The sequence below is a fragment of the uncultured Maribacter sp. genome (assembly GCF_963975365.1).
In the GTDB taxonomy this organism is placed as follows: Bacteria; Bacteroidota; Bacteroidia; order Flavobacteriales; family Flavobacteriaceae; genus Maribacter.
Genome location: NZ_CAXBGF010000011.1, coordinates 81,085 through 105,777, shown reverse-complemented (window position 1 = coordinate 105,777; position 24,693 = coordinate 81,085). Strand labels below are relative to the sequence as shown.

17 protein-coding genes and 1 pseudogene are annotated in these 24,693 nt (G+C 34.9%); 8 read left to right on the top strand and 10 right to left on the bottom strand.

The window, feature by feature from the left end:
• Positions 1-14 precede the first annotated feature (14 nt).
• The 3 genes from AACZ49_RS13055 to pyrH form a co-directional block, all read right to left on the bottom strand.
• A complete protein-coding gene (locus tag AACZ49_RS13055) occupies positions 15-2,402 on the bottom strand; it encodes an efflux RND transporter permease subunit (RefSeq protein WP_339655638.1) in 2,388 nt (795 codons plus the stop codon).
• Positions 2,403-2,532: 130 nt separating this feature from the next.
• The gene (frr, locus tag AACZ49_RS13050; protein ID WP_339655635.1) at positions 2,533-3,087 is read right to left on the bottom strand and encodes a ribosome recycling factor; all 555 of its coding nucleotides are present in this window, start codon (positions 3,085-3,087) and stop codon (positions 2,533-2,535) included.
• Between the two features lie 44 nt (positions 3,088-3,131).
• Complete coding sequence (gene pyrH, locus AACZ49_RS13045; RefSeq protein WP_339655633.1) at positions 3,132-3,839, bottom strand: UMP kinase; 708 nt, start codon at positions 3,837-3,839, stop codon at positions 3,132-3,134.
• Between the two features lie 152 nt (positions 3,840-3,991).
• On the opposite strand from pyrH, the gene AACZ49_RS13040 reads away from it, so the two are divergent.
• A complete protein-coding gene (locus AACZ49_RS13040) occupies positions 3,992-5,863 on the top strand; it encodes a peptidase M61 (RefSeq protein WP_339655631.1) in 1,872 nt (623 codons plus the stop codon).
• 128 nt (positions 5,864-5,991) lie between these two features.
• Here the strand turns inward: AACZ49_RS13040 and tsf are convergent, their stop codons facing one another.
• The 4 genes from tsf to rplM all read right to left on the bottom strand — a co-directional run bounded on the left by tsf (position 5,992) and on the right by rplM (position 9,044).
• Positions 5,992-6,816, bottom strand: coding sequence for a translation elongation factor Ts (gene tsf, locus AACZ49_RS13035; protein WP_339655629.1), 825 nt, complete (start codon positions 6,814-6,816; stop codon positions 5,992-5,994).
• 70 nt (positions 6,817-6,886) lie between these two features.
• Positions 6,887-7,963, bottom strand: coding sequence for a 30S ribosomal protein S2 (gene rpsB / locus AACZ49_RS13030; RefSeq protein WP_339655627.1), 1,077 nt, complete (start codon positions 7,961-7,963; stop codon positions 6,887-6,889).
• Between the two features lie 237 nt (positions 7,964-8,200).
• The gene (gene rpsI / locus AACZ49_RS13025; RefSeq protein ID WP_027064994.1) at positions 8,201-8,587 is read right to left on the bottom strand and encodes a 30S ribosomal protein S9; all 387 of its coding nucleotides are present in this window, start codon (positions 8,585-8,587) and stop codon (positions 8,201-8,203) included.
• A gap of 1 nt (position 8,588) precedes the next feature.
• The gene (gene rplM / locus AACZ49_RS13020) at positions 8,589-9,044 is read right to left on the bottom strand and encodes a 50S ribosomal protein L13 (protein ID WP_091623643.1); all 456 of its coding nucleotides are present in this window, start codon (positions 9,042-9,044) and stop codon (positions 8,589-8,591) included.
• Between the two features lie 339 nt (positions 9,045-9,383).
• Between rplM and AACZ49_RS13015 the strand changes: the two are divergent.
• The 4 genes and pseudogenes from AACZ49_RS13015 to AACZ49_RS13000 all read left to right on the top strand — a co-directional run.
• Positions 9,384-9,971, top strand: a pseudogene (locus AACZ49_RS13015) (DUF5916 domain-containing protein); the annotation flags it as partial.
• A 178-nt stretch (positions 9,972-10,149) separates the two neighbouring features.
• Positions 10,150-10,659, top strand: coding sequence for a hypothetical protein (locus AACZ49_RS13010; RefSeq protein ID WP_339655621.1), 510 nt, complete (start codon positions 10,150-10,152; stop codon positions 10,657-10,659).
• 118 nt (positions 10,660-10,777) lie between these two features.
• Positions 10,778-11,902, top strand: coding sequence for a DUF4249 family protein (locus AACZ49_RS13005; protein ID WP_339655618.1), 1,125 nt, complete (start codon positions 10,778-10,780; stop codon positions 11,900-11,902).
• Positions 11,890-14,337 (top strand): TonB-dependent receptor, encoded by a 2,448-nt coding sequence (locus AACZ49_RS13000; protein ID WP_339655615.1) that lies wholly within the window; start codon positions 11,890-11,892, stop codon positions 14,335-14,337. Before AACZ49_RS13005 ends, AACZ49_RS13000 begins: the two co-directional genes overlap by 13 nt.
• 564 nt (positions 14,338-14,901) lie before the next feature.
• Here the strand turns inward: AACZ49_RS13000 and polA are convergent.
• Together polA and AACZ49_RS12990 are read right to left on the bottom strand one after the other, a co-directional pair.
• Positions 14,902-17,736 (bottom strand): DNA polymerase I, encoded by a 2,835-nt coding sequence (gene polA, locus AACZ49_RS12995; protein WP_339655612.1) that lies wholly within the window; start codon positions 17,734-17,736, stop codon positions 14,902-14,904.
• Positions 17,737-17,841: 105 nt separating this feature from the next.
• Positions 17,842-18,828 (bottom strand): N(4)-(beta-N-acetylglucosaminyl)-L-asparaginase, encoded by a 987-nt coding sequence (locus tag AACZ49_RS12990; RefSeq protein ID WP_339655610.1) that lies wholly within the window; start codon positions 18,826-18,828, stop codon positions 17,842-17,844.
• A gap of 41 nt (positions 18,829-18,869) precedes the next feature.
• Between AACZ49_RS12990 and AACZ49_RS12985 the strand changes: the two genes are divergently transcribed.
• The 3 genes from AACZ49_RS12985 to AACZ49_RS12975 all read left to right on the top strand — a co-directional run bounded on the left by AACZ49_RS12985 (position 18,870) and on the right by AACZ49_RS12975 (position 21,267).
• Positions 18,870-19,592, top strand: coding sequence for a copper homeostasis protein CutC (locus AACZ49_RS12985; protein WP_339655607.1), 723 nt, complete (start codon positions 18,870-18,872; stop codon positions 19,590-19,592).
• Between the two features lie 56 nt (positions 19,593-19,648).
• The gene (locus AACZ49_RS12980) at positions 19,649-20,878 is read left to right on the top strand and encodes a metallophosphoesterase (RefSeq protein ID WP_339655604.1); all 1,230 of its coding nucleotides are present in this window, start codon (positions 19,649-19,651) and stop codon (positions 20,876-20,878) included.
• A gap of 92 nt (positions 20,879-20,970) precedes the next feature.
• Complete coding sequence (locus AACZ49_RS12975) at positions 20,971-21,267, top strand: thioredoxin family protein (protein ID WP_091623614.1); 297 nt, start codon at positions 20,971-20,973, stop codon at positions 21,265-21,267.
• 19 nt (positions 21,268-21,286) lie between these two features.
• On the opposite strand, the gene AACZ49_RS12970 is transcribed toward AACZ49_RS12975, so the two are convergent.
• Positions 21,287-24,670: a DUF2723 domain-containing protein gene (locus AACZ49_RS12970; RefSeq protein ID WP_339655601.1), complete on the bottom strand. Its 3,384-nt coding sequence runs from the start codon at positions 24,668-24,670 to the stop codon at positions 21,287-21,289.
• Positions 24,671-24,693 lie beyond the last annotated feature (23 nt).

The window sequence follows — 24,693 nt, the reverse complement described above, 5'->3', positions numbered from 1 at the left end:
TAAATGAATTTCAATTAATTGTTGCTTTCATCTTGCGGCAGTATGTCTATCTGTGGTTTTTTAAGTGTTTGTTTGTTGGCAATACTTTTTTCTAACGATAATAGTAATGAAGGTAGAAGAATTAGGTTAGCAAGCATTGCAAGAAGCAGTGTTGCAGAAACCAAAGATCCTAGGGCAACCGTACCCCCGAAGTTGGAAATTACAAAGACCGAAAACCCGAAAAACAAAACTATCGATGTATAGAACATACTTACCCCAGTTTCACGTAAGGCATTGTACACCGATTTTTCAATTCGCCAATTGTTGGCTGTTAGTTCTTGCCTGTACTTCGCGAGGAAGTGTATAGTATCATCCACTGAAATTCCGAATGCAATACTGAATACTAAAATTGTAGAAGGTTTTATAGGCACTCCAACAAAGCCCATTATACCTGCCGTAATGACCAATGGTAATAAATTTGGGATTAACGAAATTATTATCATTCTAAAAGACCTAAAAAGATAGGCCATAAATAATGCAATTAAGCCAATAGCCAATGCGAGTGACAATATTAGGTTTTTAACCAAGTACTTTGTTCCCTTTAAGAATAATAGGGCACTGCCTGTCATATAAACGTTGTAGCGTTCGGCGGGGAAAATTTTGTATATATGTTCCATTAGGCGAGCTTCAATCTGTTCCATGCGGGTTGTGTTTACATCTCGCATAAAGGTCGTTATCCTTGCAGTTTGACCGGTACTGTCTACAAATGTTTTTAGTAGGTCACTGTTGTTAGAAGATTTTCTAGCAACGTCCATGATGAAAGTATTCTCTTGACTTGTCGGTAATTGATAATATTTTGGCAGGCCATTATAAAAAGCCTGTTTAGAATACTTCACTAAATTAACCACCGAAACTGGTGAGGAAAGTTCTGGGATATCTTCAATAACTTCTCCTAATTGATTCATTCGCTTAAGAGTGGCTGGTTTTAAAACTCCCTTAGGTGTTTTAGTATCTACCACTATTTCAACGGGCATAATTCCTTTAAACTCTTTTTCAAAAAATCTTATGTCATTAAAAAACTCTGCATTTTTAGGCATATCCTCAATCGGACTTCCTGAGATTTTAATTTGATAAATACCTATAATGCTAATAACCAATAAGGCAATAGAAACAATATAAACGGATATTCTTCTATGCCTAACTATGCGCTCCATCCAACTTACAAAAGCATCGATCCACTTTTTATTTAAGTGTTTTAAATGTTTTGTTTTAGGCAAAGGCATAAAACTATATACAATAGGTATGATAAGTAATGAAAGAATAAATATGCCTATAATATTAATAGAAGCAACAATACCAAATTCTTTTAAAAGCTTACTGTCGGTAATTATAAAAGTGGCAAACCCAGAGGCGGTAGTGATATTTGTCATTAAAGTAGCATTTCCGATTTTAGAAATAACTCGCTGTAATGATAATGCTTGATTACCATGTTTCTTAACCTCTTGTTGGTATTTATTAATTAAGAAAATACAGTTGGGAATACCAATAACTATAATTAATGGCGGGATAAGGGCAGTAAGTACGGTAATTTCATATTGTAGTAAGCCCAGAAGACCAAAGGCCCACATTACACCAATTATAACTACACACATCGATATTACTGTTGCTCTTATGCTTCTAAAGAAAAAGAAAAAGATTAATGAAGTAACACCCAGAGCTGCCAGAATAAATTTACCGATTTCATCAATAATATTCTGGGAATTCATGGTTCTTACATACGGCATGCCAGATATGTGAACATCTAAATTTGTTTCTTTTTCAAAATTCTTAACCAACGTATTCAAATCTTGAAGAATAAAGTCCTTTCTTACTGAAGTGTTAACGATATCCTTATCTAAATTTATAATAGTCCTTATTGTTTTGCTTTCTTTATTGTAAAGGAGATTTTCATAAAATGGCAGGTCATTGAATAAATGATGGGTAATGCTGTCAATTTCATTTTGAGAATTTAGTTCTCTAGTAATTAACGGCTGCATTTTAAATTCTTGCTTCTCATTATCTTTTATGAGCTCTTGTAGATTGTCTGTAGAGAGTACAAAATCTACTTCAGGAAAGGCTGCTAATTGTTTGCTCAGTTTATTCCATCTATTGAAATTGACGGGATTAAAAAGAGCGCTATCGCGTAGAGCAAATACCACGGCATTGCCTTCTTCGCCGAACTTGCTAAGAAAATTTTGATATTCTTGGTTTACTGGATGGTCATCCGGCAGTAAATTGGTTTGCGAACTTGAAAATCGCATATATTGCCACTGCATGGCCATGAAAATTGTAAATCCAATAATGAGAAAAATGATTAGGATTCTGTTTCTCAGAATAATGCTTGCCGTTTTTGGCCAAAATCCCTTAGTTAGTTTAGCTACCATAACTGTTTTTGCAGGTATCAAAGGTAACCATTAGGTGCATTTGTTCCTAAAAGGAAAAGTTTAAAATTAGCTATAAATGAAAAAAGCTACCGAATTGAAGTAGCTTAGCATTTATATAATTAGTATTAAATTATACTTTCATAATTTCAGCTTCTTTCTTAGCAAGAAAATCATCAATCTTTTTTGTATAAGCGTCGGTTATATCTTGAACATCTGCGGTGGCATTCTTCTGAAGGTCTTCTGAGATATCAAGATCTTTGATTTCTTTATTTGCATCTTGTCTAGCGCTACGTACACCTACTTTTGCGTGTTCTGCCTCAGCTTTAGCTTGTTTTGTAAGTTGTATTCTTCTTTCCTCTGTAAGTGGCGGTACATTTATAATAATTAAATCACCATTGTTCATAGGGTTAAAGCCTAGGTTGGCATTCATGATTGCTTTTTCAATCTCTTGAAGCATTCCTTTTTCCCATGGTTGTACAGAAATGGTTCGTCCATCGGGAGTGTTGACATTGGCTACTTGTGATAAAGGAGTTTGCGAGCCATAATAATCAACTAGTATTGATGATAACATGGCAGGGCTAGCTTTACCAGCTCTAATTTTTAAAAATTCACGCTCTAAGTGTGCCATAGCGGCATCCATTCCTTCTTTTGTCGCGTCTAAAACAAATTGTACTTCTTCGTTCATAAAACAATAATATTACTTTCTCTAAACATAAACTGTACCAAAAATTAGATGTTGACTGTCGTGCCAATATTTTGGCCGTCAACAATTTTTAGCAAGTTTCCTTTTTTGTTCATATCAAAAACCACGATTGGTAATTCATTTTCTTGACTTAATGTGAAAGCGGTCGTATCCATAACTTTCAATCCTTTTTTAAGGACATCGTTGAAAGATATCGTGTCAAATTTAGTTGCGTTTTTATCTTTCTCTGGGTCTGATGTGTATATACCGTCCACACGAGTACCTTTAAGTATTACATCAGCCTCTATTTCAATTGCTCTTAATACTGCTGCGGAATCTGTTGTAAAATAAGGGTTGCCGGTTCCGCCACCGAAAATAACTACTCTTCCTTTTTCAAGATGTCTCATTGCTCGCCTTCTAATGAAAGGTTCAGCTACTTCATTAATTTTTATTGCAGACTGTAATCTGGTTTGAACACCACACATTTCTAATGCGCTTTGAAGGGCCAGGCCATTTATAACTGTTGCTAACATACCCATATGATCACCTTGTACACGGTCCATACCAGTCGCAGCTCCTGCTAATCCTCGGAAAATATTACCTCCACCGATAACGATAGCTACTTCTATTCCTTTTTCTACTACTTCTTTAATCTCTTCTGCATATTCGTTAAGCCTGTTGGAGTCAATTCCATATTGCTTTTCACCCATTAGGGCTTCGCCACTTAATTTCAGAAGAATTCTTTTGTAGTGCATCTTAACTTTTTATTTGCCATCAAAAATAATGAAAATATTTGATGGGTGTGATCAATATTTTGTGGAAGCAAAACATAATTCTTTAAGAATGGTATATCATAGATTATATATCTTTATCATCCTTAAATTAACAAGAAAATCAGTTATTGATTATGAGAAAAATAATAATAGCCTTTGCTCTAGTTGTGCTATTTAATGCCTGTGGAACGGGTAAATCATTATTATCGGATAATGTTCGTCCAATTTTAACAACGATAGATTTGGTCAATGTTGTTGATGATCGGGTTCGGGTTGAAATGGACCCTGTGGCTTTTACAACTGAAACAGTACTGTTTAGAATACCTAAAACCGTACCAGGTACGTATAGTTCTGATAATTACGGGAAGTATATTCAAGATTTTAAGGCACTGGATTATAAAGGCAATCAGCTTGATGTGGTTAAGCTTGATGAGAATTCGTGGCGTATTTTGAATGGGGTTCAACTTGATAAGGTTGAGTATTTGGTAAATGATACATACGATACTGAAAATGAAGTAGCTGACGCCGTATTTTCCCCTGCAGGTACTAACATTTCTGCTGGAAGTAATTTTATGCTTAATCTACACGGATTTGTTGGTTATTTTGATGGATTTAAAGAAGTGCCTTATTCCATTTTAGTAAATAAGCCAGGAGATTTAATAGCAACAACTACACTTTCTGAGGAGTCGAATAGAAAGCCTGATCCACTTTGGGATCGTTTTATAGCCAAACGATATTTTGAGGTGATAGATAATCCTATAATGTATGCCAAACCTAATACCGAAATTTTTGAGATAAATGGAATAACAGTTACGTTAAGTCTGTACTCTCCAAATAATGTGTACAAGGCAAGCGATTTAAAAGATAGAATGGTTTCTATGATGGGCGCTCAGAAAATTTTTTTAGGTGATGTTGATAGTACAAAGGAATATAACATTTTATTATATCTTTCTGATGTTAACGTGCCAGATGCTCAAGGTTTTGGAGCTTTAGAGCATCATACATCCACTGTTGTTATTTTGCCAGAGGCTATGCCAATGGAAAGATTGGAGCAGGCAATGGTCGATGTAGTTTCACACGAATTTTTTCACATTGTAACACCTTTATCCGTTCATTCTAAAGAGATACAATATTTTGATTTTAATAATCCAAAAATGTCCAAGCATTTGTGGATGTATGAGGGTACCACCGAGTACTTTGCTAATTTGTTTCAAGTTCAACAGGGTTTAATTTCAGAAGACGAGTTTTATGATAGAATGCTAATGAAGATTGATAACTCTAAATTCTATGATGATAATATGTCTTTTACTATTATGAGCGAGAATATTTTAGAGGAGCCTTATGAAGTGAATTATGCTAACGTATATGAGAAGGGAGCTTTAATAAATATGTCATTAGATTTATTGTTGCGTGAGAAAAGTAATGGAGAAAAAGGTGTGCTTTGGTTGTTAAAGGAGTTGTCTAAGAAATACGGAGTTAATGTGCCTTTCGATGATGACGCTTTGTTTAAGGAGATCTTAGAAATGACATATCCTGAGGTGGATACATTTTTTAAAAATCATGTAATCGGTGATATTCCAATAGATTATGATTTTTACTTGAATATGGTTGGTTTAAGTATTTTGGATGTGGAACAGCAAACAGGATATTTTTTTGATGGTCAAGTACCGTATATTGATGTCGATATAGAGAGTGATAGCGTAATATTTATAAGAGAAGGAATAAAATTAAACTCTTTTTTCAAAGATTTAGAATTAAAAGGTGGTGATGTTTTACAAGTAATTAATGGTGAGGAAATTACTATTGAGTCGTTTAGGTCTATTATAGAGGAAAGTTTTAGCTGGACTCCTGAAAAGGTTATTAAAATTACTGCAGAAAGAAATGGTGAGATTATTTCTATGGAAGGTCCTGTTGGTTCGCCAATGAAGGTTGTCAATAAAATAACCTCTAAAAAAGATGCGACTGAGAATGAAATATCTTTGCGCAGTGCATGGCTAAAAAATTAAATCATGTTTGCTCAGGTCAATTGTTATTGCTTGTAGATTTAATAAACAGAGGATGAAGTTAGGGTGAATAAAAAAACCGTCTACCTTTAATAGTAAGACGGTTTTTTATTGAGTTAGTTGTATTGTAATTAACCTAATGCAACTCTTTTAAATCCTGTTACTTCTAATTTAGAATCAACTGATTTTACGTATTGAGAAACACTTTGTTTGCTGTCTTTGATGAAATCTTGATTAACCAAGGTGTTGTCTTTAAAGAAACGCTTTAATTTACCTTTTGCGATATTGTCAAGCATTTCTTCTGGCTTACCTTCTTGGCGTAATTGATCTTTTGCAATTTCGATTTCTTTATCGATTACAGATTGATCAACACCTTCTTCATTTAATGCAACAGGGTTCATTGCTGCAGCCTGCATAGAAACATCTTTTGCAACTTCTTCTGCACCATCAACCGCAGCCGAAAGACCTGTAAGAACAGCAATTTTATTTCCTGCATGAATGTATGAACCAACGAAAGGAGCATTTAAAGTTTCAAAACCTCCGATTTCAATTTTCTCACCTATAACGCCTGTTTGTTCAATAAGTTTTTCTTGAACAGTCATGCCTTTATAATCAGCAGCTAAGAATGCATCTTTCGAATCAAAATTGATTGCTAAATCTGCTAATTCTGTTGCTAACGTTACAAATGTTTCGTTTTTAGCTACAAAATCTGTTTCGCAGTTAAGTGAAATGATAACGCCACTAGTGTGATCATCATTTACTTTAGCGATAGCAGCACCTTCAGAAGAATCTCTATCGGCTCTCTTAGCTGCTACTTTTTGACCTTTTTTACGAAGAATTTCAATTGCGGTTTCAAAATCACCTTCAGCTTCTACTAAAGCTGTTTTGCAATCCATCATTCCTGCACCAGTCGTTTTTCTTAATCTATTAACTTCTGCGGCTGTAATCTTTGCCATTTCTTTTACTTTTAGTGTGCCCTTTTTAGGGGGTTATTCTTAATTTATTTATATAAAAAAATGTAGATACTTATTCTACACCACCTTTAGTGTTGTCTTGCCATTCTTTAAGCTCGTCCCATTTGCCATCAGCGGCCATTTTAGCCTGCTTTGGCCAAGAAGTAGGGTCTAAATGAGCCATTCTTGAACTTGCTTCGGTTAAGATTTCTTTTATTTTTTCAGCATCACCTTTAGAAAGATCGGCATAAGTAACAATACCTGCAGCAACTAAAGCTTCAGCAGCTTTTGGTCCGATACCTTCAACTTTAGTTAAGTCGTCTGCCTCAACTTTTGCTTTTTTAGTGGCAACTGGTTCTGGCTTAGCTTCTGTTTTTGGGGCAGCTGGTTTCTCAGTTGCTTCTTTTTTCTTTGTGGCTTTTTCTTTTTTCTCAGATTTACCTTCAGCATCTCCTTTTTCGTTCTTACGTTCAGCAAGACCTTCGGCAATTGCATTGGTAACTTCTGTCATAATGATGTCGATAGATTTAGAGGCATCATCATTAGAAGGTATTAAATAATCTACATCTCTTGGGTCGCAGTTGGTGTCAACCATAGCGAAAATAGGAATGTTCAATTTTTGAGCTTCTTTAACAGCAATGTGCTCTCTCATTGTATCAACGATGAACAATGCACCTGGTAAACGTGTCATTTCAGAAATTGAACCTAAGTTCTTTTCTAATTTTGCACGTAAACGATCTACTTGAAGTCTTTCTTTTTTAGATAGAGTCAAGAATGTACCATCCTTTTTCATACGATCGATAGAAGCCATTTTCTTTACAGCTTTACGAATAGTAACGAAATTAGTCAACATACCACCTGGCCATCTTTCAGTGATGTAAGGCATGTTTACTTTTGCTGCTTTTTCAGCAACGATGTCTTTTGCCTGTTTTTTGGTAGCTACGAAAAGTATTTTTCTACCTGATGCTGCAATTTTACTAAGAGCCTCATTGGTCTCGTCTAATTTTGCAACTGTTTTGTAAAGATTAATAACGTGAATACCGTTACGCTCCATGTAGATGTAAGGAGCCATGTTTGGATTCCACTTTCTTGTTAGGTGGCCAAAATGCACACCTGCTTCTAATAATTGTTTTACGTCGACTCTCGCCATTTTAAATTTAGTTTACGTTCTTATGAATTAGCAATGGTAAAGTGGTATTTGCAACTGTGCAAAAGCCTTCACCATTTAGATGCTAAACTAATTTACCTTTAATTATAAATGATTAAAGGATTTTTAATTGTCCATAAAGGACTTTCAATGAACTTGTTAATAATCTGGATTTACCAGTGTGATAAAATATATAAAATAGGCACCCAAAAAGGGTGCCTGGTATTTTTGTGATTCGAATTAACGTTTCGAGAATTGGAATTTCTTACGCGCTTTCTTTTGACCGAATTTCTTACGTTCAACCATTCTTGGGTCTCTTGTCAATAAACCTTCTGGCTTCAAGATTGTTCTGTTTTCAGCATCAATCTCACACATTGCTCTTGAAAGAGCAAGGCGAATGGCTTCTGCTTGACCCGTAATACCACCACCGTAAACATTTACTTTTACGTTATAGGTATCTAAACTCTCAGTTAATGTAAAAGGTTGCTTTACTTTATATTGAAGTGTTGCAGTTGGAAAGTATACACTTAAATCTTTGTTGTTGATAGTGATGTCTCCATTTCCATCAGAAAGATATACTCTAGCTACAGCGGTCTTTCTACGACCAATTTTATGAATTACTTCCATCTTATTTAATGTCTTTTAAATTAACAACAGTTGGTTTCTGTGCTTCTTGGCCATGCTCAGTACCTGCGTATACTTTAAGGTTTCTGAAAAGTTCTGCACCTAATCTATTTTTAGGCAACATCCCTTTTATTGCTTTTTCAAGAATACCTTCTGGATTTTTATCCAATAATTGTTTTACGCTAGTAGAACGTTGACCACCTGGGTAGCCTGTGTATCTTAAATACGTTTTATCAGACCATTTATTTCCTGAAAGAACAATTTTCTCTGCATTGATAATAACAACATTATCACCACAATCAACATGAGGGGTGAAACTTGGCTTATGCTTTCCTCTTAACAAATAGGCGACTTTTGAAGCCATGCGTCCTAATGTCTCTCCTTCGGCATCTACCAACAACCACTCTTTGTTTACAGTTGTTCTGTTGGCCGAAACGGTCTTATAACTTAATGTATCCACTACTGCTATTTTTAACTATTATTTTAATCAATCCCGTCAAAGGGGCTGCAAATCTACGATTATTAACTTGAATTGCAAATACTTGTTTCTTTATTTTTCACATTTTTATTATAAATGTAATTTCAGAAGTCTTTAAAGCACTTATAATACTGTTAAACTTATTTGATTTAATGCCAAATTTGTAACAAGTAGCTATTTTTTTTAGGTCATTTACTATCATCATCAATCAACAAAGGAACGTATTATCATGATTAAAAATCTTTACCTGAGCCTATTATTTATTTTGTCTATAACGACAACTAATTCTCAAAAAGATACTTTAAAGATTTTTTCGGAAATTTCTTTTTTGGTTCTGAAAATAGAAAAAAGGTAAGTTTTACATTAGGCTACGTTAATAGTCGGGCGGCTGAAAATAACTTCTCTTTAGAGCGTTATGGTTTACGGTTATACTACCAACCTTTTGATGCTTTTAATCTTTCCGTCTCATCAGAATATGAAGAGAATCCCAATAAAACGCAATATGTAGCTTTGAAAAATTTTAAAGGATCCCCAAGATATATTACGGGTAATATTGATCAACACACGTTGAGCACTTCCATTCGATTCAACTACAGTTTAAATCCGAATCTGTCAATTCAATATTATGGACCGTCTTTTATTTCTAGGGGCACATATACCGACTTTAATTATGTAAATAAACCGATAGCAGAGAACCTTAATGAACGAGTAACAATGTTCTCTAATGAACATATTAGCAGTACAGATATTGGGGCTATTTATTTGATAGATGAAGATATAGATAGTGTAGTTGATTATGAAATAGAAAATCCAGATTTTTCGTTTGGTCAGTTTAGGTCAATTCTTGTTTTAAGATGGGAGTATATTCCAGGTTCAGAAGTATTTTGGTTTGGTCGCAAGGTGTTGTAGGGTCCGCAAATCTTTGTGAAATTTTAGGTAATAATTTGGATGCCCAAATTCTTGGGCAAAAGAAGGATAATACATTTCTAATAAAGGCTACCTATCGTTTTGTTTTATAAGAGATTTTTGGTTTTAAAATAATATGTGAATAATTTCGTTTTAAAAATGTTGATAAACAAATTAAACGATGATGTATAAACATATTTTATTCTTTTTAGGGATTGCTCTAGTGCTTATTTCTTGTAGTTCGGACAAAAATAATAGCGAAGTAGAAACGAAAGTTGCTAGCACTGCTATTTTAGGATCTTGGGACGCCACTGAGCTTGTAATTGATGATGCTACAGCATCGGATAATACAAAATTCGCAAAAGGAATTCTTGATCTTTTAACGGATAAAGATTGTTATGTTGTTACCTTGACATTTAACGAAGATTTAACGGCTAGTGCTTCTAATTCAGCAAACTACGTAGAAGTAAATGCGACTGGTTCGGGTTTGGATATTCCATGTCCAACTGATTCTGACATCGAATCAAGTACGTATACTTTTGATGGTACTATTGTGACGACTACTAAAAGTGACGGCGAAGTTTTAATCATTAATGTTTCTATTGATGGAGATATTATGACTGTTGATGCTGCTGATTTGGAAATTCCGAACTTTTCAGATGACGGACAAATGATTTTTGTAAAAAGATAATTTTTTTATTCTAGATTTAAGCCCTCGCAATTATTTGTGAGGTTTTTTTTATAAAAGAACTGTATTTGATAATTAATACTATCTTTAAAAACCATATAGTACATTATTGAATATTTCAATGAATAAAATAATTGTCAAATTCCTTTTATTAGTATCCCCGTTTTTATTTACGAATTGTATTGATCCGGTTGAACCTGAGTTTGAGTTTAAAGAAGGGTTGGTTTTCATAGAAGGTATAGCTACTACTGTAAAAGGAGGCTCATATGTGATAATCAATAAATCGGTAAATGAATTTGGAATAAATAAGACAAAATTCGAAAATGGTGCATATGTCTCATTTGTAAATTCATTGACTGGACAAGTCGTAGAATTAGTAGAATTGGAAGGAGCTTATGTACCTTCAATTGAATTTATGGCTAATGTGGGTGAGCAATGGGAAATTGACGTTGTCTTAGAAGACGGCAGACAATACCGTTCCCAACCTGAAACCGTATTGGAGTCCGTTCCTATTTCAAATATTAAGGCTACCTATAACCCTGAATTGCAATATAATGATGGAACAGGCTCTTTTGAACCTGGCCATGCCATTTCAATTTCTTTTAATGATCCGGTTAATGAAGAAAATTATTATTACTGGACATTCAAATCTTATGAAAATTTACTTGTTTGCCAGGTTTGTTTTGATGGTATTTTCCGTGATGGATTATGCGGCCCTACCAGTATATCTACACCAGATTATTTCAATTACACCTGTGATACAGATTGCTGGAAAGTAAGATATCCTGAAAGTATATCTTTATTTGATGATAAATTTTCAAATGGAAAAACTACAACGGATTTAATTGTTGCCAATGTACCACTGTATACAAAAGAAAATATTGTAGTTGAAATTCAACAGTTATCGTTGACTCCAGATGCATTTGATTATTATAAAGTCTTAAAGGATTTGGTCGATAATAATAGTGGGTTCAATGCACCACCACCAGCAGCTTTAATAGGTAATATTTACAACCCAAACGATCCAGATGATTTTGTATTTGGCAGATTCACAGCTGCCGCAACTTCAAGTACTGATATTTTTATTGAAAGAGGTAATATTCCGGAGAATTCATTGGAAACTCAAATGCCATTGAGCATTGAACCAACATTTATGTCTCCTTACCCACCCCCTGCAACCATTGAAGCTCCTTGTAATGAAGGAAGATTTAGAACAGCGATACAGCCTGAAGCATGGATAAATTAAATCAAGATAAATATTCTTTTTCAAGGAAAGCCATAAATCTTATTTTGGGTTTAGTGTTTGCGGTTTTATGCTCATATACAATGGAAGCTCAAGAATATCTTTTGGTTCTAGAGGTTAAGGATGAGTTAACACAGCAGCCATTGGAGAGTGCGGAAATTATAATTGATCAATGTTCATGTGGGGGTATCACAAATAATAATGGAATTTTCTCTATTAATCTTCCTCAAAATTCCTATTCGGTTCATATTAATTATATCGGTTTTAAAACTGAGACGGTCAGTGTTAATTTAAATTCGAGGAAGAATATTAAAATTGAATTGATCGAAGAGCAAGAACAACTTTCTGAAGTTGTTGTGCGAGCCAAGCGTATTAATGATAATTTGGAATTACCCCAAATGGGAGCGTTGCAATTACAAACGCAAGAATTGAAAAAAATACCATCGGGTCTTGGCGAGGCAGATGTTCTGAGAAGTATGACCCTTTTGGCAGGGGTTAATAACGCAGGTGAAGTAAGTAATGGTTTATCTGTTAGGGGTGGTGCTTTGGATCAAAATTTATTATTATTAGATAATGCACCTGTCTTTAATCCAACCCATCTTTTTGGTCTTTTTTCAGTATTTACTCCAGATGTTATTTCAAGTGTTGACTTGTATAGAGCTAATATCCCTGCACGTTTCGGTGGTAGAATAACCTCGGTATTAGACATAAAGGTGAAAAATCCATATGTAGACAAATTTAAATTGAGTGGAGGATTAGGTATTGTTTCAAGTCGATTGAATATTGAAACACCTATTATTAAAGATAAGCTAATGATGACCTTTGGAGGACGGGCCGGCCTTACAGATTTTTTATTGCCTTTGGTTTCAGAACGGTTAAAGGATACCAAGGCTAAATTTTATGACAGTACTTTAAAATTATTATATCTCCCAACAGAAGATGATCAAATAACCTTTACTGGATTTTATAGTAAAGATTTTTATCAATTGGATTTGATTACCCAAATACAGAATATCAATGCGAAAAATAATCAGTATGATTTTAAAACTCTAAATGGTACGCTGAATTGGAGGCATTCTTTTAACGATCAAAGTAATCTAAGAACATTCTTAGTAATGAGTGATTATTCGCCCAAAACTATATTTCCTGAAGTTGACAATCCAAATGAAATTGTATTTGAATCGAAAATTAACTATCTGAGTTTTGCTTCCGAGTTTTCTAAGGAAATTAAGACTAATTTAGATTACTATGTAGGGGTTCAGGCAAATAAGTATCAGATTAAGCCAGGTGAATTACGCCCAGGTAATGGTAATAGTGTGGTAGCTGTATCTTTGGATGAAGAAAATAGCTATGAATTTGCTGGCTATGGTAATGTTAATTTTAAGCCAGTAACCAATGTGGCTATTTCAGCAGGTTTAAGATTTAGTCATTATGTACTTGTAGGTCCTTATAAACAAGCGCAATTAGACCAAACAACAGGTTTGTTATTAGGTGTTACTGATTTTGAAAAGGGTGCAGGAGTGAAGACTTATAATGGATTGGAACCAAGATTAGGAGCAAATATAAAATTTAACGAAACTACCTCGATTAAGGCAAGTTATGCCAGACTAAATCAATATCTTCAAAATGTCTATAACTCAACAACGCCTTTACCTACTTCTAGGTGGAAGACTTCTGATTCTAATATAAAACCCCAAATAAGTGACACTTATGGATTAGGAATTTATAAAAATTTTGCGGATAATACTGTTGAATTAGGTTTAGAAGGGTATTATCGTGATTCTAAAAATAACTTGACCTTTAAGCCCGGGGCAGATTTTTTTCTTGAAGAGTTTTTAGAACGAGATGTCATTCAGGGTCAGGGTAAGGCTTATGGTGTTGAATTTAGTATAAAAAAATCTAGCGGAAAAGTAAATGGCTGGTTAAACTATACATGGTCTAGAAGCTTGTTAAGATCCGATAATGAAAATCTTGGAGATCGAATAAATAATAATAATTGGTATGCCTCAGATTTTGATAGACCACACGTGGTAAATTCCACTATAAATTTTGAAGGGGATAAGTATAATACATGGAGTTTTAATTTCACAGGCCAAACAGGAAGACCTTACACCGTTGCAAATAGTGTTTTTAAATTGGAAAATATCGATGTTCCAATTTTTATTGAACGTAACAATGCAAGACTTCGACCTTACCATAGATTAGATTTCTCTTGGAATATCAAGTATGGTGAAAAAGTAAATAAGAGATGGGTTGGAGATTGGACCTTTACTGTTTATAATGTTTATAGTAGAAGAAATCCGTTTAATATTTACTATTCTCAAAGGCAGCAAGGAGTAGATGCCGATGTTTTTTTAGGCAGTCCTTTAGGGTCTTATGAACTTTCTATTTTAAATAGTCCACTATTTGCATTGACCTATAATTTTGTTTTTCAATAGTAGATATTTTATTCCTTAAAAAACTTACGCTGTATATTTTGGTGTTCCGTTTGAATGGTTATTAAATAAACATCTTTCTCTAATTTAAATACAGGAATATTTAGTGCATTATTTTTGATTTCCCAATTATGCAAAATAACCTGGGTACCGTAAATGTCTGTTATGATTATGGATGCATTAGGTGAGTTATTTAGACCTAAAACATTTATAACATTGGTTACTGGATTAGGAAAGACTTTTATTTCATTTTCACCTGATTGTGCATGTATTTGCGCACTGCAAAGTACCACCAGGGTTAAAAAGGATATAAAAACGTTTCATAAAAAATAGCATACATCATTATTGAAGTACACTATAGTTTAACGCCGACGAAATACTTTTCATCTAGTATTATATAATATTTAACACAACTATCACTTATATGCGTTAAAAGCCGAAAGTTAATTCACTGGTAGATGAATGGCTTTTACTGTCTTTTGAAACCATCATTTATATATATATTATACATAATATGAAATAGAATCAGCAACACTCCAATTCTCAAAATAACTATTGGCAACCAATTTAATGCGCTACCAACCAATTTTCTCCAACACCCACTTCAACATCTAAAGGAACATCTAATTTGTAGGCATTTTCCATTTCAGACTTAATCAAAGTTTTTAATTCTTCTAACTCAGGGTTGTAAACATCGAATACCAATTCATCATGTACCTGTAAAAGCATTTTAGATTTGTAATTACCTTCCTCAAGCTTTCTATGAATGTTGATCATGGCTATTTTTATAATGTCTGCAGCACTACCTTGAATTGGAGCGTTTACTGCGTTTCGTTCAGCTGCACCTCTAACAATGGCATTGCTGCCATTTATATCTTTAAGGTATCTTCTTCGGCCTAAAACAGTTTGTACATAACCATTTTCACGAGCAAAATCTACTTGTTCACTCATGTAGTTACGTAGTTTTGGGTAGGTCTTGTAATACGTGTCGATAAGCTCTTTTGCTTCTGATCTGGATAAATCTGTTTGATTGCTAAGACCAAATGCAGATACTCCGTAAATGATTCCAAAATTGACTGTTTTAGCATTGCTTCGTTGTTCACGGGTCACTTCTTCTAAAGGAACATTAAATACTTTTGATGCGGTTGATGCATGAATATCTTCTCCATTTTTAAAAGCCTCTATCATGGTGGTTTCTTCGCTTAAAGCAGCAATGATTCTAAGTTCTATTTGGGAATAATCTGCAGCTAATAAAGTGTAATTCTCATCTCTTGGTATAAATGCCTTGCGAACTTGACGACCACGCTCTGTACGAATTGGAATGTTCTGTAAATTAGGATTATTGCTGCTTAAACGACCTGTAGCGGCAACTGTTTGCATATAATCTGTATGTACACGTCCCGTTAATGGTTCAACTTGTTCAGGTAATGCATCTACATAGGTGCTTTTTAATTTAGCTAAGCCTCTATAATCTAAAACATTTTGAATAATTTCATGGTCTTTTGCTAAATAGGATAATACATCTTCTGCTGTTGAATATTGACCTGTTTTTGTCTTTTTAGGCTTGTCTACCAATTTTAGCTTGTCGAATAAGATTTCTCCCAGCTGCTTAGGGGAGCCTATATTGAATTCGGATCCAGCTTCCTCATAAATATTCTTTTCAAGGGCAGCGATATCATTATTTAAATCTGAAGAAAGTGAATTTAGAAATTCTTCATCTAGATTGATGCCTTCCAATTCCATGTCGGCCAATACACGCAATAAAGGTATTTCAATTTCTAGGAATAATTTTTCTGTATTGGCTTCTTTTAGTTCTGGCCTAAAATGTTGTGCCAATTGAAAAGTAATATCGGCATCTTCTACTGCATATTCCGTTTGTTTGTCTACTGGAACTTCTCGCATATTCAACTGGTTCTTACCTTTTTTTCCGATAAGTTCAGTAATGGAAATAGGAGTGTAGTTAAGGTAGGTTTCTGCCAAAACATCCATGTTATGACGCATATCAGGATTGATCAGGTAATGTGCCAACATAGTATCGAATAAAGGACCTTTAACATCAACATTATATTTATCTAAAACCTTGATATCATATTTAAGGTTCTGACCTATTTTTTCAATTTCTTCAGATTCAAAGAAGGGTCGCAATTCTTCTATTAGTGATTGTGCTTCTTCTTTATCTTCTGGGAAAGGGATATAAAATCCTTTAGTGGCCTCCCAAGAAAAAGCAATTCCTACTAATTCTGCAGTTAAAGGATCCAATCCTGTAGTTTCTGTATCAAAACAAACAGATGTTTGTTTCATCAAATTTTGAATGAACAGCTTCATAGCCATACCAGAGGCAACGCTTTGGTAAACATGAGGAACATCTGCAATTGATCGTCTGCTTGAGTAGTCTTTAATAGTTGCGGGGGAATCATCAGTACTTCCAAAAAGCGAAAATTGGCCTGATCCTGCATTTTGTTCTTGATGGTAACCTGTGGTTGTATCTGCCTCTTGTGTAACAGTTTCTTCGGTTTCATTAGAAAATAGTTTTAGAAACTGGTCTTTTAATCTTCTAAACTCTAGTTCTTCAAAAATTTCTTGAACCTTTTCAAAGTTAGGGGTGGAGAGTTCGTAATCTGATGCATTAAAGGTTACGTCACAATCAATACAGATAGTCGCCAATTTTTTCGAAAGGATGCCCAATTCTTTGTTTTCTTCAATCTTTTCCTTCATTTTTCCTTTCAGCTTGTCTGTATTCGCTAAAAGATTTTCCATACTACCGAACTCGGCAATAAATTTTTTGGCAGTTTTATCACCTACACCTGGTAGACCTGGAATATTATCACTGGCATCACCCATCATACCTAGGTAATCTATAACCTGTTCTGGGCGCTCTACACCAAAACGTTTTTGAATTTCTGGAATTCCCCATATCTCGATACCATTACCCATTCGAGCAGGACGGTACATGAATATATTTTCAGAAACCAATTGTCCGAAATCCTTATCAGGCGTAACCATAAATACTTTATAATCTTCTTTTTCCGCTTGTTTAGATAAGGTTCCTATAATATCATCTGCCTCCCAACCTTCTAATACAACACTTGGTATATGCATCGCTTCTAGAATATTCTGAATATAAGGTACCGCTATACGAATGGCATCGGGCGTTGCATCACGATTCGCTTTATAGTCTTCATACATTTCTGTACGCTCTACACTTCCACCTTTATCAAAACAAACAGCCAAATGGTCTGGCTTCTCTCTTCTAATTACATCGAGCAAAGAATTCATGAATCCCATTATGGCAGACGTATCCATGCCTTTAGAGTTGATTCTAGGATTTTTTATCAAGGCATAATAGCCACGAAATATCAATGCATATGCGTCTAGCAAGAAGAGTCTTTTTTGATCTGCCATTTTTGAATATTAAAAGTGAGGGTTTAAAAGTACAAATTGAAAGGGAAACTTACCTAAATATTACTTTTTCGGTTGGATATTAAAATATTTCTAAGCCAAACTATTTTAACTTTTAAAATAACTATCTGATAGATTATTAATATGACCATCTTTGGTATATGTCCTATAGGAGAACCCTGGGTGAATACAATAGCCACCTATTTCACCTTTTTTATTGATGGCAATAAAGCCGATTTGAAAATCTTGCTTGTCCTTGTTTTTTGCAATAATTCGTTTAACTCCTTCTTCGCAAGCTTCTTGAGGTGATTTACCTTGTCGCATTAATTCTACAATTAGAAAACTACCAACAGTTCTAACAACTTCTTCACCAACACCTGTAGCGGTTGCCCCGCCAACTTCATTATCAACAAATAATCCTGCACCTATGATTGGAGAATCTCCAACTCTTCCGGCCATTTTGTAGGCCATACCACTAGTAGTGCAGGCTCCAGAGATATCTCCTTGATCATCAATTGCCAACATGCCTATAGTGTCATGATTTTCTATATTTATTATAGGTTGGTATTGTGAGGTTTCTTTCCATTTTAACCAAGCTTCTTTTGATTCTGCGGTCAATAAGTCTGTTTTCTTAAAACCTTGCTCGTACGCGAATTGTTCTGCTCCCTTTCCGGCAAGCATAACATGGGGTGTTTCTTCCATAACTTTTCTAGCCACGGATATTGGATTTGCAATATTTTGCATGGCTAAAACAGCACCACAATTTCCATCTTTATCCATAATGCAAGCATCTAAAGTGACATTGCCATCACGGTCAGGTCTACCGCCATTACCAACGGTACTATTCTTTAAATCATTTTCTTCGATCATAACGCCTTGGTGAACGGCGTCTAATGAACTGCCGCCATTTTTTAGAACTTCCCATGCTTTGGCGGTCGCGTTCCCGAAATCCCATGTGCAAATAGCGATAGGTATAATACCGGTAGAAGTTGTTTTTTTCGAAGTTGTTTTTTCAGTATAGGATGCTAATAAAGGAGCTGATATTATTCCTGCAGCCGCCGTGCTTGAATTTCTAAGGAACTTTCTTCTTTTCATGCGTTGGGTTCTTTACTTTTAACAAGCCTAAATATAAGAATATGCTAGTAGAAGTATGTGCTAATTCGTTAGAATCTGCCTTGGTCGCTGAACGTGCTGGAGCAGACCGCATTGAGTTGTGTTCTGAGTTGGCGGTAGGGGGCTTAACCCCATCTTACGGCTTGTTGAAAGCGGTAAGAAAGCAGGTGAGTATTCCTGTACATGTATTGATTCGCCCAAGAAGTGGTGATTTTACGTATTCGGATACGGAGTTTGAGATTATGTTGACCGATATAGCGCTATGCAAGGAGCTAGGATTTGAAGGAATCGTTTCTGGAGTGCTTTTAAAAGATTTTTCTTTGGATGTCGAACGAACCATTAAGTTGAAGACTGCATCAGGTGATTTAAAGTTTACATTTCATAGGGCATTTGATTGGGTCAAAGATCCATTTAAAACGCTTAAGCAATTAAATGATTTACAGATAGATTATATTTTGTCTTCTGGTCAGCAAAGGTCTGCGCCCTTAGGAATTGATTTATTATCTGATTTAAATCAGTATAATTCTGATATTCAAATAATGCCCGGTTCAGGAATAAATGCAGGTAATGTTGAACTTTTTAGGAATGTGGGTTTTAATGCAGTTCATTTATCTGGTACGACAATGACTCAAACTTTGTCAAAAGCCCCACTGATTTCAATGAACACAAGTGATTTTCTAAGTGATGACCATGTTGCGGTTACTCAGTTAGAGAAGATAAAGGCAGTGATGATTAAGGTTAAATAAAATGCAAATGAGCGCTTATAAAGTCGTTATACCGATATCTTTGTAAAAAAGAATCTATGACACGTTGGATTATTTTCATCTTGGTTTATATAGCACTGGGCTTTTACGTAATACAGGCCTTAAAAACAATTGCTAAGCAGTCATGGTGGTCTTATTTATACATTATTGTTTCGTTGGCGGTAATGGTCAATTTTATATATCAGTTTACGGTAGGTGATGACACCAGTAGAGTTTTAAATGTGCCTAAAAGTTATGCGTTTGGGTTTTTATTGACAATACTTACGTTCAATATCATTACCATTATCTTTTTATTTTCTGAAGATTTGTATAGAATCACTTCCGGAATTTATCATAAAATTTATGGGGTGAAAAAAGAATTTGGATTGCCGGCTCGTAGGCGATTTTTGAGTTTAATAGCACTTGGTTTGGCATCAGTTCCTTTTGGTGCGTTGCTTTACGGAATGTATAAAGGTAAATACAACTTCAAGGTTTTAAAATATACTTTAGAATTTGATGATCTTCCCGATGGTTTTGATGGTTATCAAATTACTCAAATTTCTGATATTCATAGCGGTAGTTTTGATGATAGAAAAATGATTGAGTACGGTGTAAATCTAATAAATAGGCAAAAGAGCGATGTGCTTTTGTTTACAGGTGATATGGTGAATAATATGACTTCAGAAATGCTTCCATGGGCAGATTTATTCTCAACTTTAGAGGCTAAAGATGGTAAGTTTTCTGTTCTAGGTAACCATGATTACGGGGATTATATACCATGGGAAACGGAGGAACTTAAAAGTCAGAATTTAGAAGACCTTAAAGTGTTGCAAAAAGAAATGGGTTTTGATTTGTTGCTTAATGAACATCGATATTTAAAGAAAGGGATTGATAAAATTGCATTGGTAGGGGTTGAGAATTGGGGCAAGGGAGGATTTAAAAAGGCCGGAGATTTAAAAAAAGCAGCTTCTCAAATAAATGAGAATGATTTTAAGATACTAATGAGTCATGATCCATCTCACTGGGAGATGGAAGTGATTAAAGATTCATATCATTACCATTTAACTTTAAGTGGACATACCCATGGAATGCAGTTTGGTATTGAAATACCAGGATGGATCAAATGGAGTCCTGTAAAATGGCGATATCCTTATTGGGCGGGTATTTATAAAGAAATGGGGCAATTTATTAATGTAAATAGAGGTTTTGGTTTTTTGGGATATCCAGGAAGAGTGGGAATATGGCCAGAAATTACCGTCATTACATTGCGAAAAAAGGCATTAACATGATTTTAACCCTTTTAGAGGTCTACAAATGTGTTAGCTAGGGTAGTATTTTAACAATTTTTATTACATTTGGTTAACATAGTAAAGCATTTTATATGTCCAAATTTGGTGAGCTTATAGATTTACAAGTACCGGTTCTTCTCGATTTTTATGCAGAGTGGAATGAGCAGTCTACCGCAATGCATCCTGTATTGAGAGATGTTGCCGCAGCTTTAGGTGATAGAGGTAAGGTTATTAAAATTGATGTGGATAAAAATAAAGAGCTTTCTCAAGCTTTGCGTGTTAAAGGTTTGCCAACCTTAATGATCTACAAAAAAGGAGAAATGGTATGGCGCCAAAGTGGCGAGCAAGATGCCAATACCCTTATCGGTATTCTTAAAGAGTACGTTTAAATTTCTTAAATAATTTCGATTAGCTATATAGCCTTGGGCTTTCGCCCAAAGCGTATTTTTGTACCGTAATACCGACTTTGTCTTGTGTTTCGTTGGTATTTACATTGTCAGGTTGTATCGTATCTGAAACCGGTAGTGTATCTATCATATCTGGGTCAGATTCTAATTGACCCTCTGGTAACACCATATCATCCTCGTCTTTATAGAAATGTTGGAATTTATCGATGTACTCGTTAAATATTAACGTCTCTTTCTCGGCTATGTCTTCAGAATCATTGGCGATGATTGTATCTATATTGCGTCTATAAGCTTCCATATCGGCAATAATGTCATCGATACTACTATATTGTTCATCTAAACTTACTGAGGCATAATAATCTAATCGTTCTTGATACTTCTTCTTCAATGTTTCGAAAAGCTCACGCGCTTTTTGACTTTCACCAACTTTATAGTATCCATCGATAAATGGTTCTATAAGCGTATAATATCCGAATTTTTCAACAGGCATGTTTGTTAATGATATTTCGATGATATCTTTTGCCTTGTCCATTTTATTTTCTTTGATCAATGCTTCCATCAATCGAGCTAAATTTCCTCTAAAAGACACACTTTGTATACGTGTTTGAGTGTCATGGTAAATATCGCCACCTGCATTGCCCCAATCCCATTTCTTAACAATATCATACATTAAATCGGTATCGATGCGACCTAATTCAAACGCATTCGGGCGTTCGGTACGAATAGGAACTAATTTGTACGCCAAACCATCTAATTGCAGGTAATCTTTCATCCATAGATATTCTGCATCATCAAAACTTCCACCTGAAAAATACAATGGTCTTTTCCAATCATTGTTGGCTAAAATATCCAACATCATCATACTTTTTTTGGTAATAGCGCCAGGTAGATCAATATCTATAAAATCAACGATTAAATCTGCATCCTTTTCTTTAACAAGACCACTACTTAATACATTTTGTTTGTTAACAGGAACTCTTATTTTATTGGTTGGGTAGTATACCATATTTTGAGTATCCTCTGGGTATTGACTTAAATCAGCACCGTTTTGCTCAAAAAGATATTTCAATTTTGTTCTAGGCTTGTCACTGTCGATCCAATTTATGAAATCTTTAATTGGCCATCTATTTTCAGTAATACCTTGGTGATAAAGCACATCTCGTGAACCCCATCTATATTTTTCATGTGAAATTTGAGAAGGGATTGGAGCACTTTCGTAGGCAGCAACCTTCATTTGGTCAACGTACCAGTCAGTTTCAAAAAGGCTTGTACATACAACACGTACATCGGTCCTATAATGTTCTATTTCTTGAGCATACCAAATGGGGAAGGTATCGTTATCACCAATGGTGAAAAGTATAGCTCCAGCATCTTCTTGACAAGAATCCAGATATGCTTTTGCAGAGGAGTTCGCAGTAAAACGATTAGATCTATCATGGTCATCCCAGTTTTGTAGAGCCATTACAGTTGGTACTGCTAGCAGGGAAACAACAACTACAATAGGAGCTAATATTTTCGGTGTTACCCAATCTTTAAAACTGTCGTATAGCCCGTATACTCCCAAACCTATCCATAGTGCAAAAACATAGAAAGAACCAACTAAAGAATAATCACGTTCACGAGGTTGAAAAATACCTGGATTAGTATAAAATTGAATGGCTAAACCTGTAAACAGGAAGAAAATCAATAATACCCAAAATTGCTTTTTATCTTTTGAGACTTGAAAAACAATACCGATTATACCTAATAAAAGCGGCAAAAAGAAGTACGTATTTCGACCAGGGTTATTCTTAATATCGCTCGGTAAATTATCTTGACTGCCTAAGCGCCAGCTATCTAAAAAATTTATGCCGCTTAACCAATTTCCATTATCGTTGTAACGACCTTGAACATCATTCTGCTTTCCTACAAAGTTCCACATAAAATAACGTAGATACATGTAATTGAATTGAAATTCAACCATGTATTTAATGTTGTCCCAAACTGTCGGTGGTTGTACTTCAATGTATTCGTCAAAACGTTTTAAGAAACTAATGTATTGATCTGCACCTATTTCACCATTTGCAAAACCTATTTTAATCTGTTCGGCAGCTTGTCCTAATTCTTGATTTGGTTGTGTGATTCTAAAATCTAAAGCCCCAAAATAACGCATATAATTTTCTGCATTCTGTGAGCTCCACATTCTTGGTAATAGGCCTTGATGTTTTGGATTAGGGCCTTGAACCGCATCTTTAAATTTGTTTACAACAATATATTTACCTAGCGTATAATCTTTTTCATATTTAGGTTTGCCATCTTGGTTTTCGCCAGCCGGTGCAAACATATCTGAGTAATATGTGCCATAAACCGGACTGTCAACACCCGGGTATTGCTCTCTATTGTAATACGCTAAAAGTGCTCGCGCATCTTCTGGATTATTCTCATTGATAACTACCTTGGCATTCGCTCTAATTGGGAGCATTAACCATGAAGAAAACCCTAAGAATAAAAACATCATACATAAAACGATGGTGTTTCCGGTTCTAAAATTATTCTTACGAGTATAATTCAAGCCAAAATAGAAAGTAGCAATGAATAATAAACCAATAATAATTGACCCCGAATTGAAGGGTAGTCCAATGCTATTGATAAAAAATACTTCTCCCCACCCAAAAAACTGAAGTATATAGGTTAGGGAAAATTTATAAACCAACATTAAAATTGCTATTACAATGATATTGGCTAATAAGAAATTTTTAACTGTTGTGTTTTTATAGGTTTTAAAATAATACAATAGACCTATTGAGGGTATGGCCAAGAAGCCCATGAACTGAATACCGAAAGTAAGACCTACAACAAATGAGATTAAAATAATCCATCGGTTACCACGTGGGTCATCTAAATTATCAGTCCATTTAAGGCCTAACCATAATAATAAGGCCATAATGAAACTTGCCGTTGCATAAACCTCTGTTTCCACCGCGTTGAACCAAAAGCTGTCTGAATAGGTAAAGGCTAGAGAGCCTACTAATGCACTGCCGAAAACAGCTATTGCTTTACTATTTGTAAACGGACCATCTTTATCGATGAGTTTTCTGGTAAGGTTGGTGATTGTCCAGAACATAAATAAAATGGTAAATGCACTGGAGACACCTGAAACTAAATTAACCATCATGGCAATTTTACTTGGTTCGAAGGCGAACATAGCGAAAAATGCACCTATCATTTGTAGCAAAGGAGCCCCTGGTGGGTGTCCTACCTGAAGCTTTGCAGCTGTAGCTATATACTCGCCAGCATCCCAAAAACTATTGGTGGGTTCTACGGTGATATAGTATGTTATAAGGGCTATAAAAAATACGGACCAACCTAATATGGTGTCCCACTTGTGGTAGTTCTTTGAAAACATGAAGCTTGGGTTAAACCTAAGTG

Coding starts and splice junctions, on each gene's coding strand:
- AACZ49_RS13055 (WP_339655638.1), bottom strand. CDS start 2,402: ATGGTAGCTAAACTAACTAAGGGATTTTGGCCAAAAACGGCAAGCATT.
- frr (WP_339655635.1), bottom strand. CDS start 3,087: ATGAACGAAGAAGTACAATTTGTTTTAGACGCGACAAAAGAAGGAATG.
- pyrH (WP_339655633.1), bottom strand. CDS start 3,839: ATGCACTACAAAAGAATTCTTCTGAAATTAAGTGGCGAAGCCCTAATG.
- AACZ49_RS13040 (WP_339655631.1), top strand. CDS start 3,992: ATGAGAAAAATAATAATAGCCTTTGCTCTAGTTGTGCTATTTAATGCC.
- tsf (WP_339655629.1), bottom strand. CDS start 6,816: ATGGCAAAGATTACAGCCGCAGAAGTTAATAGATTAAGAAAAACGACT.
- rpsB (WP_339655627.1), bottom strand. CDS start 7,963: ATGGCGAGAGTCGACGTAAAACAATTATTAGAAGCAGGTGTGCATTTT.
- rpsI (WP_027064994.1), bottom strand. CDS start 8,587: ATGGAAGTAATTCATAAAATTGGTCGTAGAAAGACCGCTGTAGCTAGA.
- AACZ49_RS13010 (WP_339655621.1), top strand. CDS start 10,150: ATGATGTATAAACATATTTTATTCTTTTTAGGGATTGCTCTAGTGCTT.
- AACZ49_RS13005 (WP_339655618.1), top strand. CDS start 10,778: ATGAATAAAATAATTGTCAAATTCCTTTTATTAGTATCCCCGTTTTTA.
- AACZ49_RS13000 (WP_339655615.1), top strand. CDS start 11,890: ATGGATAAATTAAATCAAGATAAATATTCTTTTTCAAGGAAAGCCATA.
- polA (WP_339655612.1), bottom strand. CDS start 17,736: ATGGCAGATCAAAAAAGACTCTTCTTGCTAGACGCATATGCATTGATA.
- AACZ49_RS12990 (WP_339655610.1), bottom strand. CDS start 18,828: ATGAAAAGAAGAAAGTTCCTTAGAAATTCAAGCACGGCGGCTGCAGGA.
- AACZ49_RS12985 (WP_339655607.1), top strand. CDS start 18,870: ATGCTAGTAGAAGTATGTGCTAATTCGTTAGAATCTGCCTTGGTCGCT.
- AACZ49_RS12980 (WP_339655604.1), top strand. CDS start 19,649: ATGACACGTTGGATTATTTTCATCTTGGTTTATATAGCACTGGGCTTT.
- AACZ49_RS12975 (WP_091623614.1), top strand. CDS start 20,971: ATGTCCAAATTTGGTGAGCTTATAGATTTACAAGTACCGGTTCTTCTC.
- AACZ49_RS12970 (WP_339655601.1), bottom strand. CDS start 24,670: ATGTTTTCAAAGAACTACCACAAGTGGGACACCATATTAGGTTGGTCC.